The organism is Neobacillus cucumis (assembly GCF_002860255.1).
Taxonomy (GTDB): Bacteria; Bacillota; Bacilli; order Bacillales; family Cytobacillaceae; genus Neobacillus; species Neobacillus cucumis_A.
The window spans coordinates 136918-149859 of record NZ_PGVE01000069.1; the positions used below are offsets into that span (position 1 = coordinate 136918).

Consider the following 12942-nt stretch of genomic DNA (forward strand, 5'->3'; position numbering starts at 1 on the left):
ACCCTTTAATCCTTCAAATCATACAGTGATAGTAAGGAAAGGAGTGAGGAACCTTTGGTTGAGCTTTCACCAATTGAAATTAATGGTCATACTTTCTTGGCTGTTACTGTGTTACTCCCTAAAACCACCTTGCTTGCCGTTTCAAATGATAAGGGCTATATCATGTGCGGTGCTTTAGATGTAGGCCTATTAAATGATAAACTTAAAGATCGAAAAATCATTGCTGGTCGTGCTGTCGGTGTTCGGACCATTGATCAGCTTCTAAATGCACCTTTAGAGTCTGTCACATGGGAAGCGGAGGAACTTGGTATTTATAAGGGAATGATTGGTAAGGATGCTTTGCTTAAAATGATTTAAAAGCGTGCCATTTGGCAGGCTTTTTTCTTTTGGCGGGTTAAACTTGGATGTTGATTTCCGCTTCAGGCACGAGCGGTTCGCGGGCGTTACGGGGAGCCTCCTCGGCGCTTGGCGCCTGCGGGGTCTCCCCAGCACCGTACTCCCGCAGGAGTCTCGTGCCTTCCGCTCCAATCAACATCGTTTCCAAATCACCAATAACTGTCCTTTTTTTGGGCTAGTTCACTTTTTCTTTGCATACATATAACAAGAAGGGGTGATGTTCTTGGCTAAGTTTTCTAGGCGGCTTCGCAAACGGGGGCCTCTGCCTTTCCGCTATGTCCTGCTTTTATCTTTTATCCTTTTCTTGTTCTCTACTGCTACAGGATTATGGATCGTAAATAAAGGAATTGAGCCAACTTTAATGAGAATTGCCACATCAGAAACTCGAAATATCGCTTCGCTTGTCATCAACCGGGCAATAACCAAACGGACTACCAACGTGGGTGATAACAATGATGTTATAAAAATCGTACCAGGCAGTAACGGAAAAGGACAAAACGCCCAATTAAATACAGATTTAATTAATCGAGTTTTGGCTGAAACAACAGCACAGATTCAAAAGAACTTAAAAACAGCCAAAAAGGGTGATATAGCTTTATTGGAAAATGATGTAGAAATTGAAACAGAAAATACGGAAAAGGAAGATGGGATTGTTTGGTATGTTCCTTTAGGGCAGGCAACAAACATTTCTTTATTAGGGAACATTGGTCCGAAAATTCCTGTTAAATTCCATGCCATCGGTGAAGTGGAACCAGATGTGCATATTGCAACAAAAGAAATGGGAATCAATAACACGTGGGTAGAGGTTACCGTGGATATACAAGTTTCTGTTCAGATTATTACTCCATTTGCGACGGAAGTGACGAAACTAGAACAAAGCATTCCTGTAGGCGGAACACTTGTAGAAGGTGAAGTACCACAATTTTATAATAGCGGCGGTGGTATAACCCCTTCGATTCAGATACCGGAAAAAAAGTCAGATACTAAGAAGGATTCAAAAAAGACCTCCAAGAAAAAAGACTGAACAAAAATTTTCAGACCACTAAGTAAGGACTATCCAATTTAGGATAGTCCTTCTTAATGGTTATCGGATACCCAGTTCATCACTTCTTTGCTTTACGGAGCTCGATCCGTTCCATTCGTTTCCACTGTGCTAAATGAGGATATGGATCAAATGACCATTCTGTAATCCCGTTGTCTTTATACATTCCATAATGTAAATGCGGCGGAAACTTTCCGGATGTTCCCGGAGGGCCATATCCCGTGCTGCCTACACCGCCAATGACCATACCAGGTTCAACCACTTGCCCGACTTTAAGGTTCTTTGCAAAGCCGCTAAGATGGGCGAAATAGTGATAGGTGTTATTAATATCACGGATGCCAATTCTCCAGCCGCCAAATTTATTCCAGCCTTTCATTTCAACAATCCCATAGGCTGTAGCTCGAACGGGAACACCATAACCGGCAAAAATGTCGGTTCCTTCATGAATTCTCCTGCCGCCCCAGCCGCGTGCGTCACCCCAGGTACTTCGGTAACTGTGATTGCTATATAAAGGAACAGGAAAAACACGTTTATCTAGATCCAGGCGTCCAAAATGGCGGTAAATTTTGGCCTTCCCAGCAATAATGCCAACCGTTCGATCGCGATGATAGTAGTTCCATAACCCAATTTTAATATTATCAGGATCAACACCGTATGAAAGGAGATAATGTGCAAAAGCATATAAAACATCCTCATCGCTCTTTAAACTCGCTTTGCCATCTCCGTCTCCATCCACGCCCATTCCATTAAAAAACTGAATGACTGCCGGATTCTCTTCAGAGGGATTAGGGTTTGTTAAACCCGCCCACACCTCAGGACGATAATAAATACCGATTACACCTTCAGCTTTTGGCAAATCTCTGCGAGCTAGGCGGACACTTCTCTCGTATTGGTCAATGGCTGCTAGATAATACCAAGGGATTTGAGTAATGGTTTCCACTTTTTTATAAAGCTTCATTCTTTCCTGATAGGGATCGGCTTCTTGTGCATGAGCATCCCTGACAGACAAAGTAGAAATAAAAAGTATAAGGATGGTTCCAATAATTAGAACAGCCCGCAACAGGAATCCTCCTTCCAAGTAATGTACAATTTTAGTGTGTGAACTTTCAGCTATTTCATTATGGTTAATAATTGGTAATCAAATTTGTATTGCTTGTTGTTCATTCTCTAGTATGATAAAGTGAGAAGAGCTCAATTTGAACCATATTAGTATTTTGAGGAGTGTAAAAATGAGCAAGAAAGAAGAAATTTTACGTAAGCCGGAATGGCTAAAAATAAAATTAAATACCAATGAGTCTTATACAGGCTTAAAAAAAATGATGCGGGAAAAGAATCTACATACGGTTTGTGAAGAGGCTAGATGCCCTAATATTCACGAATGCTGGGCAGTAAGACGTACAGCTACTTTCATGATTCTAGGTGATACTTGTACTCGTGCCTGCCGATTCTGTGCGGTTAAAACAGGTCTTCCAACTGAACTAGACTTGCAAGAGCCAGAAAGAGTAGCGGATTCTGTTCAATTGATGAATCTAAAGCATGTCGTTGTAACGGCTGTTGCACGGGATGATTTAAAGGATGGCGGAGCAGCCGTGTTTGCGGAAACAGTCCGTGCCATTCGCCGGAAAAATCCATTTACAAGTATTGAAGTGCTTCCTTCGGATATGGGTGGAAAGGAAGAGAACCTTAAGATACTAATGGATGCCAAGCCGGATATCCTTAATCATAATATTGAGACAGTTAGACGTTTAACTCCAAGAGTTCGGGCACGCGCTAAATATGACCGTTCCCTTGAGTTTCTTCGCCGAGCAAAAGAAATGCAGCCTAATATTCCTACTAAATCAAGCTTAATGATTGGGCTTGGCGAAACAAAAGAAGAAATTTTGGAGGTTATGGATGATTTAAGGGCCAATAACGTCGATATCATGACGATTGGACAATATCTACAGCCAACCAAAAGTCATTTAAAAGTTGAAAAATACTATTCGCCAGATGAATTTAAAGAATTGCAGGAAATTGCGTTTAGTAAAGGATTTAGCCATTGTGAAGCAGGTCCGCTTGTTCGTTCCTCTTATCATGCCGATGAACAAGTAAACGCAGCAGCAAAACATAAGCAAATGCTCGGAGAAAAAGAAGCGCAAGAAGCATAATGTAAAAAGAGTTCAGCCATATATTTTTTGGCTTGAACTCTTTTTTATTAACGATTCATATTTGTATTTTTACCGCCGCCATTTGTATTTTTATCTAACGTTTTTGATGCATTATTGTAGCTTTTATTATTCCAGTTAGGTGTATTTTTTATATCAAAGTCATCGGGTGTGCGGCCATTTTCATCTTCACTTGCATTCAGGCGCGCTCCTTGAGGAGATTTTAACATTTGTGTGATGACACTATTGACCGAATGACGGGCATTCCGGCTGGTTGAATCCATGTTTGCAAGGTTCTCGACATCACGCATCAAAGAGGCATTATCTGTCACATAAACATGATAATAACGCGGAACCACAGAAAAGGCTGTCTTTTTCACTTGGTCAGCTGTAAGGTCGCGGTTCTTAGAATCCGTTTTATAAGCGATCAATACTTCTTGGTCTGTTACAAGTGTGGCCACGTCATGTACATTATGAATATTCGCACTATACTTACTGATAATATTAGCGAGCTGCTCGCGGTCAAGGGCTGTGTAATGATCATTTGACGTATTATCATTCATTAATGGGCTTTTTTGGTGACGGACAAAACCATAATTTGTGCTGGCGTTGCGAATGCTGCGGCCCGCTCCTTCATTGTAAAGATCATGCCGCTTATTATTCACATTAATGGTATTGCCGCTCTCTTCATATACATCATTATTACCTGTATCCTTAGCACATCCGCTTAATGCTGTGATTGTACATAATCCAGCGATGATGAATACCTTTTTCAAATTTATTGCACCTCCTATACATAGGATGACCAAAGCAGGCATTTATTTTCTTAGCAATTGATGGTGAATCGGGTATAATGGGTAATAGGAATTTGTCGGCTAAAATAGAGGTGATATAGATGATTGTAATTAACAATACCACGTATGAAATCATTCAAGAGTATCGAGAGGGGTTTAATGAGGAAGCCTTTAAAGGAAGGTACAGTGATATTTTGGCAAGATATGATTATATTGTGGGCGATTGGGGTTATGGGCAGCTTCGTCTTAAGGGATTTTTCGAGGACCAAAATCAAAAGGCTACATTTGATACAAAAATTAGTACCCTTAGTGAATATCTTTACGAATACTGTAACTTTGGATGTGCGTTTTTTGTCTTAAAAAAAGTAAAAAAATAAGAAGGATCAGATGGCTGATCCTTCTTTTTTATGAGTTAAGAAATAATAAAAATTTATGACTTTGAGAATTGTCCAGCTTCAGCGCCTAGCCCCTCGATGGTCTACAGCCAATCCGTCCAAAAGGTTAAAAAGAAACCTTTCGGCCGGCTCGTCTTATGCTTGTCGGGGCTGATCAAGGCGCTTGCGCTTTTCTTAATTGTCATAAGGCGGCTGCTCATCTGTATCAGGATCATCATGGGTCGGATGAGCCCCTTCCATCTGCCTTGGGATATCCTGGTGCAGTGATTTATTTTCATAATTAAAACTACTGTAATAACGTTGGCCTTCCTGCCATGGGGTACTCTTGTTCTGGACGGGTTGATTTTTTCGAATCGGTGAACCATAGGGACCTTCAGGAAATTCTTGTGCCGTAAGATAATTATGCTGTTTTTCTACATTTGATAATTCCGTATACTTTTCAGAGTTTTTATCTGTCATGCTTTCACTCCTTTAGCCTATATTATGAGAAGCAGGGGTGAAAAACATGTGCCATGATTAGACTATTTCAGCTAAAAAGTTTCGAAGTTCTTCGGCATCCTCTTCATTTAATTGAAAGGCAAACTCTAAATAACCTTCTTCCTCTAAGTCATCAGGACCAATAATGGCAAAACGGTTTCCTTGCATATCAAGAACTAAATGTTTTCCATAATGGCGGTTTGTTTGAACAATGGCTAAATCAAATCGTTGGTTTTCACCAACAAAACTGACAAATCTTGTTTTTGTATTCTCTGTATCATCGTATAAATAAAAACGTTCTGTCATTTGTTAATCTCCTTTTGGCTTGTACTGTTTTCCATCTCCTTTATAGTATCAAATTTAGTCCCATGATGGGAGAAGATTTCTACCTCTTAAAAAAGCGAAAGGATCAAATTGTGATACAATAAGTTATGGGATGATTACATACAATAGACAGAGGAAGGAAGTGGGCTAGATGTATTTTGTTGATAGAGAAAAAATTGAACGTACGCTCCAATATTTAGAAAAACAAATTCATCTTTTCCGAGTGCAGCAGGAGTGGACAACCCCTATCGAAAAAGCGGCCTTGGAGAGGGTTTCTCAAATGATGATTGAGTCTGTACTAGACGTTGGCAATAGTATGATTGATGGTTTTATTATGCGTGATCCCGGCAGCTATGAGGATATAATTGATATATTAATCGATGAAAAAGTAATCGAAGCTAAGACTGGTGATCATTTAAAGATACTAATTCTTTATCGTAAAACTCTTGTACAGGACTATCTTGATATTTCTCATAACGTACTTAAAGAGGAATTCTTAAAAAACCTGCACGAATTAGAGATTTTTTCAACAAACGTCCGAAGTTATTTGGCCAATGAATTGGGGCCAGTTTCAGCTTTTAAAAACTAATGTTGGACCGGTCATCGGTCTATTTCTTTTGAATAGGGAGCGAAACTTTTAGATGAAAAAGTATAAAGGGTATTTGATTGATTTAGATGGAACGATGTATAAAGGGACAGAACGAATCGAAGCCGCCTCGGATTTTGTAAAAAAACTGAGAGATAATAGTATTCCTTATTTATTTGTCACGAATAATTCCTCAAGGACACCTGCACAGGTTGCCGATAAATTAAATAGCTTTGATATCCCAGCGGGTGAGGAGCTTGTTTTTACAACAAGCCAAGCTACCGCCAATTATATTTACGAACAAAAAAAGGATGCTTCTGTTTATGTGATTGGGGAGGAAGGTCTCAAGGCGGCCGTTCAGGAAAAAGGATTTAGAAAAGCAGCGGAGGATGCCGATTTTGTTGTCATCGGAATTGACCGCGAAATCAGTTATGAAAAGTTAGCGGTAGCCTGCCTTGCCGTCCGCAATGGTGCTCAATTTATATCAACCAATGGGGATATCGCGATTCCTACGGAAAGAGGGCTGCTCCCAGGAAATGGATCGTTTACTTCGGTCATATCGGTTTCGACCCAAACCAACCCGATATTTATTGGAAAGCCTGAAGCCATTATTATGGAACAGGCCTTAAAGGTATTAGGCACCGCTAAAGAAGAGACGCTAATGGTTGGGGATTACTATGATACCGATATCTTAGCGGGAATGAATGCAGGCATGGATACATTACTTGTTCATACAGGTGTGACCACAAAAGAAATGCTGACCGGATATAACAGAAAGCCTACATATGCCATTGACACATTAGACCAATGGGAACTATAAAAAAGGGATGGAATTAAATCCATCCCTTTTTGGACACCATTAGTTCTCTTTTTCTTCCTCCGCATGTGCTGCACGATGAGCGAGTCTGCTTGAGGCAGCCGCCGCAATGGCACCAACTATATCATCTAAGAAGGTATGACATTCACCCGTAGATTTATCATTTAAATGAGCAAGTATACCAGGCTTAAGCTTATCAATGTATCCATAATTGGTAAAGCCGATTGAGCCGTATACGTTCACAATTGAAAAGGCAAGTATTTCATCCACACCATAAAGACTCTCATCTGTCCCGATGATCGATTGAAGAGGCTCTTCTAGTAATCCCTTTTCAGCCAGAACATCGAGCTGTATTCCAGTAAGAATCGCATTTTGAACCTCCCGTTTTGAAAGGACACGTTCAACGTTTGAAATACAATCTTCCATTTTTAAATTTTTATGATATTTTTCTTGCAAAAAGAAAACTAGGTCAGCTATATCTTTTACCTCTACGCCTCTTTCTTTCAACCATTTTCGTGCCGTTTCTTCAGTTAGATCCCCTTTTTTGTTGTTTGCCATTTACTGATCACCTTTTCCTTGTGAAATAAATTGGATACTAAAAAACTTAGCTCCAGCACTTTCTATTTCCACTATATATATACTTTTTTTTATGAAAATATGCAATGACAGACCGAATGACCAAACTAAAATGTTATCATTCCCAACGTTGCTTCGTGTATTCAGTAATTATTAAAACAACAAGTTTTTGATTGCTGTACATATACATATGGTAAGAAGGTAAAGGAGACGGGGTGTATGGATGCTTCAAAAAATGCTCGAGAATCAATATGGAATTACCGTAGATGAATATCTGAAGCTTGACGTTTATGACGCTTTAAGGGGAAATGGCTGGCTCTATTTGGTCTCTAAACCAGGAGGAAAGGGAGAAGAAGACATCACAGAACTTGAAAAAATTGCGGAACATTTACGAAATTATGGTGACCAAAATGTGCCTATTTTTCTGCCGTCTAAGGAAGGGAACCTAATTACAACATGGGAACAAAATCAATATTGTGTTTTAGCCAATCGGCAATCGGAAGAACAACGGAAAATCAAACTAGGCCGGAAGCTTGCTAAATTTCATGAAAGAGGCAGAAGAGTTCCATTCCAAATTGAACGTTCCAGCCGAATTGGTCAATGGAAATCATTATGGGAAAAGCGTCTAGAGCAAATGGAAAAAGTTTGGAATGGGCTTTTGTTTCAAACGCCTGAAGATGAATTTGAGCGGCTGTTTATTGACTCTTTCCCTTATTACCTTGGTCTGACAGAAAATGCAATTCAATATTTAGTTGACACGGAAATTGATGATGAACCGCTTGATGCCGATAGTGGAACGGTTTGTCATGAGCGGTTTACCAGTAAAACGTGGGGGCCCTATAACCAGTATATGATAAAAAATCCCTTTGACTGGGTATTTGACCATCGAAGCCGAGACTTGGCTGAATGGACTCGGGAGAGATATTTTCGGAACATCCAAACCTATCATGTGGAATTAAGAAATTTTTATGAGGAGTACCAGAGCGTGACTCCATTATCCTCTTTTACTTGGCGATTGTTATATGCCCGTTTAGTTTTTCCACTTCACTATTTTGATTGTGTTGAAAGTTATTATATCACCCGCTCTGAAACAGAGAAGAAGTTATTAGAAGAAAGATTAGGAAAGATATTACGGCAATCTAGTGATTATGAACGTTTTCTAGCAGAATTCTATCAGATATCAGGTGCGCCGCTTAAACAGTTGCATTTGCCGCCATTAGATTGGCTGTATAACAATTAATTCAAATAGAGTAATTAAAAGGGAGCTTACCCTAAAGTTTATGATACACTAGTATTAAAACAGCATAGGATGTGACAAGATATGAAGCCCTACGTTTATGTTACGCGAAAGCTTCCAGATGCACTTGTGAAACCATTACGAGAAAAATATACCGTGAATATGTGGAAACATGATGATATTCCGGTACCAAAAGATGTCTTAATGGAAGAAGCAGCAAAGGCAGATGCTCTTTTTACCGTTTTGGCTGATTCGATTGATGACAGTGTTCTAACAGCTGGAAAAAATCTAAAGGTTGTAGCGAACCTAGCCGTTGGATTTAATAATATAGATTTAAAAACGGCTAATGAAAAAGGAATTGCCATTTGCAACACCCCCGATGTACTTACCGATACGACTGCGGACCTTACGTTTGGTCTTTTAATGGCTGCTGCCCGCAGGATGGTGGAAGCGGCAGAGTTTGTCAAAGAAGGAAAATGGCAATCTTGGAGCCCTTTTCTATTAGCGGGGCATGATATTCACCATAAAACGCTTGGAATTGTGGGGATGGGCAGGATTGGTGAAACGGTAGCCAAACGTGCAACGGGCTTTGATATGAACATTCTTTATTATAATCGGACGAGAAAGCCCGAGGCAGAAAAGCAATTGGGTGTTCATTATACATCTTTTGATGAACTTGTAGAAAAGTCCGATTTCATCGTTTGCCTGACACCGCTTACGCCTGAGACTGAAAACATGTTTACTCGTGAAGTCTTTCAAAAAATGAAGCCATCTGCTATTTTTATTAATGCAGCAAGAGGTGCAGTGGTGGATGAACAGGCATTACAAGAAGCACTTGAAGCAGGAGAAATTGCTGGTGCAGGATTAGATGTGTTTCAAAGAGAACCTATTGCTGCCGACCATCCTTTATTAAAGCTCCCTAATGTCGTAGCACTGCCGCATATCGGCAGTTCGAGTACGGAGACAAGAACTTCGATGGTAAACCTATGTGTCGAAAATATTATCTCAGTATTAGAGGGAAAAGAGCCTAAGACGTTAGTAAACAAAGACTGGCGGCCCTTAATAAATAAGTGATCATAAAGAAAAGCGACTGCCGAGAGAGGCAATCGCTTTTTTAGTCGTATTTTAGAAAACCTGTTCGACTTCTACAACGCCAGGAACTTCTTCAAGAAGAGCTCTTTCAATACCAGCTTTTAGTGTGATAGTAGAACTAGGGCAGCTTCCGCAAGCACCTAATAGGCGCAGCTTTACAATACCATCCTCTACATCTACTAATTCACAATCTCCGCCGTCGCGAAGAAGAAATGGACGTAATTTATCTAGTACTTCTTGAACTTGTTCAAACATTTCAGTTTCAGTTGCCATTTGATCGACTCCTTTCGTAATTATATTATAATGTGATTAGTGTTAAAAATCCATTCTCAGAAATTAGGAAATTACACATTTACAGATATTATTTTAGTTTTTATCTTGCATTATAGTATAAAATAAAAGAAAAATGACAGGAATGATTTTAGTGGATACCAATGAAGTAGAGATTGTCCTGTATGGGGCTGAAACCATATGCCCGAGCTGTGTAAATTTACCATCTTCAAGAGAGACCTTTGAATGGTTAGAAGCCGCCATTGCAAGGAAGTACCCCAATCAACCGTTTAAAATGACGTATGTAGATATTTTTCAGCCCTCTGGGGAACACGAACAATTAACGTTTGCTAAACGTGTGATTGAAGAGGATTTGTTTTATCCAGTGGTCGTAATAAATAAGAAAATTGTCGGCGAAGGCAACCCCCGCTTAAAGACGATTTTTGCAGAGCTTGAAAAATACGGATATATATCAGAATAATAAAAAAGCATTCCAGTCCTGTAACTGGAATGCTTTTTATTACGTCTAGCTCCAGCGCCCAGCGACTAGTGTACTTCGCCTATCTCCCTACGATAAGTCAACATCGAATCGCTATGCTCTTCGTGTTTCCTTTATCTCAGTCGATGGGCTCCAGTCCTGTCGTGCGCTAAACGGGCGCTTCCGCTTTTGTGTCAGCCATTATGAAACTTATACAACCATAAAATTCCTGATTTTAAGATACGGGCTACACGGCCTGTGATGGCACGGTCTGCCATAACCCCAAATCCTTGTTTTTTACCTAGAGAACCTAGGACACCTTTTAATTTAATCGCCGGAAACGCCTCAGGAAGTGCCTCGCCATTCCATCGTCTTTTTAACACTTCAACAATCTGTTCTGCCTGCCCTTCTGCTAATTGTGCACTAGGGGCATGTGGTGAACTGGCACAGTCACCAACAATAAACACATGTTCATCATTTGGTAAGTGATGGTGAGGAGTAACGATTAATCTTCCTAAGCGGTCTTTTTCACCATCCATTTGTCGTACAATCTGATTCGCTTGAATACCTGCTGTCCATACAATGACATCGCAATCAATTGGCTCGTCATGGTTATACAAGCGATTTTCTTCTACTTTCGTAATGTTGGATTGGTTAATAATCTCGACATTATTTCGCACAAACCAATTTTCAACATATTTACTTAACCTTTCAGGAAAGGCGGATAAAATATGTTTGCCTCTATCAAATAATTTAATGTTGAGATCTTCGCGGCTTTCGCTTAACTCACTTGCTAATTCGACCCCGCTTAACCCCGCACCGACAATCCCCACCACAGATCCTGGACCAAGGTTGTTTAAGACCGAGTAGGTAAGCCGTGCTTTTTCGATGGATTGAATACTATAAGTAAATTCATCAGCTCCCGGGACATCGTGGTACTTATCTTCGCAGCCAAGCCCGATGACTAAATCATCATAGATAATAGGTGCATCATTCTTCATGATAACCTGATTATTCTTAGAATCGATTCCGGTTACTTCCCCGTATTTAATTTGTAAGCGCGGATGTTCAGGAAAAGTGACACGTACCTCTTTATCAGAGATTGTTCCGGCCGCTAAGGCATAGTATTCGGTTTTTAAGCAGTGATAGGGAACACGGTCAACAAGTGTGATCGTCACATCCTCTGGCAAATGGTTTGGAAGCAGTTCATTTAAAATTTTCATACCACCATAACCACCGCCAAGGATTACAAGGTTTTTCATGGTTATTACCCCTTTGTTTCAGGCTGTTTTTATCAATTAGTATGGATCATTAAAAAAATAGTAGAATAATAATTTCTAGATAACCACAATCGAGTATAACTAATTTGTGTCAAAATAACAACACTTTCAAACGTTTCTTGACAAGAATATGAGAACGTGGTATTTGACGGTTTTAGACAAATAGAGTAGGATAATTAGTTGTGGAGAGGTGAAAACATTGATTAAGCCGATCATTGAATTTTGTATTAGCAACCTGGCAAACGGTGCTCAAAAGGCACTGGAAATATTACAAAGAGATCCAAATTTGGACATTATTGAATATGGATGTCTCGGCTACTGTGGAAAATGTGCGCTTTCTCTCTATGCTTTAGTAAATGGAGAGGTTGTGACCGGAGATACGCCAGAGGATCTGGTTGACAAAATTTATCAATATTTGGATGAAAATCCGATGTTTTAAAGAGGGGGCAGACTGTGCTCCTTTTTATATAAATGAGATTATTCTTAAAATGGTGCTTTTAATCGGTTGAGTCTTAAAACATAAGTGTATATACTAAATTAAAAGCCTCAAAAGAAGGAGGAGTTAGGATGAGTAAAGAAGTAGTCATTCTTACAGAAGCCGCATCATTACACATTAAAGAAATGATGAAGCATAATGAAGAGGAAGGTGCCTTTTTACGTGTGAGTGTAAAAGGGGGCGGTTGCAGTGGCTTATCGTACGGCATGGGATTTGATCATGAAGTAAACGCTGATGACCTTCAGCTTGAACAGTATGGAATCCCTGTTTTAGTCGATAAAGAAAGTGCTCTAATCCTACAAGGTACGAAAATTGATTATAAAGAATCCATGATGGGCGGCGGATTTACTATCGATAATCCGAATGCAATCGCATCATGCGGCTGTGGTTCATCGTTCCGTACGGCAGGAGTTGCGGGAACACCGGAAGAGTGCTAATCATAAAACAAAAGGCGTCCATCGAGACGCCTTTTTTATTTGATAAGAAATATTTTTCGACTTTGAGAATTGTCCAGTTCCAGCGCCTAGCCCCTCGAGGT

Annotated in this window: 18 protein-coding genes; 11 read left to right on the top strand and 7 right to left on the bottom strand. The window is 39.9% G+C overall.

What is annotated here, in order from left to right:
* Positions 1-54: 54 nt before the first annotated feature.
* Entirely contained in the window at positions 55-357 is a 303-nt protein-coding gene (locus CVD27_RS19180) for a YunC family protein (protein ID WP_101649509.1), read from the top strand.
* A 262-nt stretch (positions 358-619) separates the two neighbouring features.
* Positions 620-1420: a sporulation protein YunB gene (yunB, locus tag CVD27_RS19185; protein ID WP_101649510.1), complete on the top strand. Its 801-nt coding sequence runs from the start codon at positions 620-622 to the stop codon at positions 1418-1420.
* A gap of 79 nt (positions 1421-1499) precedes the next feature.
* Here yunB and CVD27_RS19190 read toward each other — a convergent pair whose 3' ends face one another.
* The gene (locus tag CVD27_RS19190) at positions 1500-2498 is read right to left on the bottom strand and encodes a M23 family metallopeptidase (RefSeq protein ID WP_180960356.1); all 999 of its coding nucleotides are present in this window, start codon (positions 2496-2498) and stop codon (positions 1500-1502) included.
* A 154-nt stretch (positions 2499-2652) separates the two neighbouring features.
* On the opposite strand from CVD27_RS19190, the gene lipA reads away from it, so the two are divergent.
* On the top strand, positions 2653-3585 hold the full coding sequence (gene lipA / locus CVD27_RS19195) for a lipoyl synthase (RefSeq protein WP_257984429.1): 933 nt from the start codon (positions 2653-2655) through the stop codon (positions 3583-3585).
* Positions 3586-3632: 47 nt separating this feature from the next.
* Here the strand turns inward: lipA and CVD27_RS19200 are convergent, their stop codons facing one another.
* Positions 3633-4358, bottom strand: a complete 726-nt coding sequence (locus CVD27_RS19200; RefSeq protein WP_101649512.1) for a YhcN/YlaJ family sporulation lipoprotein — start codon at positions 4356-4358, stop codon at positions 3633-3635.
* Positions 4359-4477: 119 nt separating this feature from the next.
* On the opposite strand from CVD27_RS19200, the gene CVD27_RS19205 reads away from it, so the two are divergent.
* Positions 4478-4753 (top strand): YutD family protein, encoded by a 276-nt coding sequence (locus CVD27_RS19205; RefSeq protein WP_101649513.1) that lies wholly within the window; start codon positions 4478-4480, stop codon positions 4751-4753.
* Positions 4754-4945: 192 nt separating this feature from the next.
* On the opposite strand, the gene CVD27_RS19210 is transcribed toward CVD27_RS19205, so the two are convergent.
* Positions 4946-5230: a cytosolic protein gene (locus CVD27_RS19210; RefSeq protein ID WP_101649514.1), complete on the bottom strand. Its 285-nt coding sequence runs from the start codon at positions 5228-5230 to the stop codon at positions 4946-4948.
* A gap of 57 nt (positions 5231-5287) precedes the next feature.
* Positions 5288-5554, bottom strand: a complete 267-nt coding sequence (locus CVD27_RS19215) for a DUF3055 domain-containing protein (protein ID WP_101649515.1) — start codon at positions 5552-5554, stop codon at positions 5288-5290.
* A gap of 169 nt (positions 5555-5723) precedes the next feature.
* Between CVD27_RS19215 and CVD27_RS19220 the strand changes: the two genes are divergently transcribed.
* Positions 5724-6161 carry a DUF86 domain-containing protein gene (locus tag CVD27_RS19220; RefSeq protein ID WP_101649516.1) on the top strand — a complete coding sequence of 146 codons (438 nt, stop codon included), beginning with the start codon at positions 5724-5726 and terminating at the stop codon, positions 6159-6161.
* A gap of 52 nt (positions 6162-6213) precedes the next feature.
* Positions 6214-6978: a TIGR01457 family HAD-type hydrolase gene (locus tag CVD27_RS19225; protein ID WP_101649517.1), complete on the top strand. Its 765-nt coding sequence runs from the start codon at positions 6214-6216 to the stop codon at positions 6976-6978.
* A 39-nt stretch (positions 6979-7017) separates the two neighbouring features.
* On the opposite strand, the gene CVD27_RS19230 is transcribed toward CVD27_RS19225, so the two are convergent.
* Complete coding sequence (locus tag CVD27_RS19230) at positions 7018-7533, bottom strand: phosphatidylglycerophosphatase A family protein (protein WP_101649518.1); 516 nt, start codon at positions 7531-7533, stop codon at positions 7018-7020.
* 241 nt (positions 7534-7774) lie between these two features.
* Between CVD27_RS19230 and yutH the strand changes: the two genes are divergently transcribed.
* Positions 7775-8791 carry a spore coat putative kinase YutH gene (yutH, locus tag CVD27_RS19235; RefSeq protein WP_101649519.1) on the top strand — a complete coding sequence of 339 codons (1017 nt, stop codon included), beginning with the start codon at positions 7775-7777 and terminating at the stop codon, positions 8789-8791.
* 81 nt (positions 8792-8872) lie between these two features.
* On the top strand, positions 8873-9862 hold the full coding sequence (locus CVD27_RS19240; RefSeq protein ID WP_101649520.1) for a 2-hydroxyacid dehydrogenase: 990 nt from the start codon (positions 8873-8875) through the stop codon (positions 9860-9862).
* A gap of 51 nt (positions 9863-9913) precedes the next feature.
* On the opposite strand, the gene CVD27_RS19245 is transcribed toward CVD27_RS19240, so the two are convergent.
* Entirely contained in the window at positions 9914-10153 is a 240-nt protein-coding gene (locus CVD27_RS19245) for a NifU family protein (RefSeq protein WP_101649521.1), read from the bottom strand.
* A gap of 142 nt (positions 10154-10295) precedes the next feature.
* Here CVD27_RS19245 and CVD27_RS19250 point away from each other — a divergent pair, with 142 nt between their 5' ends.
* Positions 10296-10631 carry a YuzD family protein gene (locus CVD27_RS19250; protein ID WP_374703087.1) on the top strand — a complete coding sequence of 112 codons (336 nt, stop codon included), beginning with the start codon at positions 10296-10298 and terminating at the stop codon, positions 10629-10631.
* A 191-nt stretch (positions 10632-10822) separates the two neighbouring features.
* On the opposite strand, the gene CVD27_RS19255 is transcribed toward CVD27_RS19250, so the two are convergent.
* Entirely contained in the window at positions 10823-11890 is a 1068-nt protein-coding gene (locus CVD27_RS19255) for an NAD(P)/FAD-dependent oxidoreductase (protein WP_101649523.1), read from the bottom strand.
* A gap of 217 nt (positions 11891-12107) precedes the next feature.
* Here CVD27_RS19255 and CVD27_RS19260 point away from each other — a divergent pair, with 217 nt between their 5' ends.
* Together CVD27_RS19260 and CVD27_RS19265 are read left to right on the top strand one after the other, a co-directional pair.
* Positions 12108-12347 carry a YuzB family protein gene (locus CVD27_RS19260; protein ID WP_101649524.1) on the top strand — a complete coding sequence of 80 codons (240 nt, stop codon included), beginning with the start codon at positions 12108-12110 and terminating at the stop codon, positions 12345-12347.
* A 128-nt stretch (positions 12348-12475) separates the two neighbouring features.
* The gene (locus CVD27_RS19265; RefSeq protein WP_101649525.1) at positions 12476-12841 is read left to right on the top strand and encodes a HesB/IscA family protein; all 366 of its coding nucleotides are present in this window, start codon (positions 12476-12478) and stop codon (positions 12839-12841) included.
* The last annotated feature ends 101 nt before the right edge of the window (positions 12842-12942 follow it).

Bases quoted from the DNA above. Each gene is read 5' to 3' on its own strand.
- CVD27_RS19230 (WP_101649518.1), bottom strand. From the start codon at position 7,533: ATGGCAAACAACAAAAAAGGGGATCTAACTGAAGAAACGGCACGAAAA.
- CVD27_RS19255 (WP_101649523.1), bottom strand. From the start codon at position 11,890: ATGAAAAACCTTGTAATCCTTGGCGGTGGTTATGGTGGTATGAAAATT.
- CVD27_RS19265 (WP_101649525.1), top strand. From the start codon at position 12,476: ATGAGTAAAGAAGTAGTCATTCTTACAGAAGCCGCATCATTACACATT.
- CVD27_RS19215 (WP_101649515.1), bottom strand. From the start codon at position 5,554: ATGACAGAACGTTTTTATTTATACGATGATACAGAGAATACAAAAACA.
- CVD27_RS19225 (WP_101649517.1), top strand. From the start codon at position 6,214: ATGAAAAAGTATAAAGGGTATTTGATTGATTTAGATGGAACGATGTAT.
- CVD27_RS19250 (WP_374703087.1), top strand. From the start codon at position 10,296: ATGATTTTAGTGGATACCAATGAAGTAGAGATTGTCCTGTATGGGGCT.
- CVD27_RS19240 (WP_101649520.1), top strand. From the start codon at position 8,873: ATGAAGCCCTACGTTTATGTTACGCGAAAGCTTCCAGATGCACTTGTG.
- CVD27_RS19245 (WP_101649521.1), bottom strand. From the start codon at position 10,153: ATGGCAACTGAAACTGAAATGTTTGAACAAGTTCAAGAAGTACTAGAT.
- CVD27_RS19205 (WP_101649513.1), top strand. From the start codon at position 4,478: ATGATTGTAATTAACAATACCACGTATGAAATCATTCAAGAGTATCGA.
- CVD27_RS19210 (WP_101649514.1), bottom strand. From the start codon at position 5,230: ATGACAGATAAAAACTCTGAAAAGTATACGGAATTATCAAATGTAGAA.
- yutH (WP_101649519.1), top strand. From the start codon at position 7,775: ATGCTTCAAAAAATGCTCGAGAATCAATATGGAATTACCGTAGATGAA.
- CVD27_RS19220 (WP_101649516.1), top strand. From the start codon at position 5,724: ATGTATTTTGTTGATAGAGAAAAAATTGAACGTACGCTCCAATATTTA.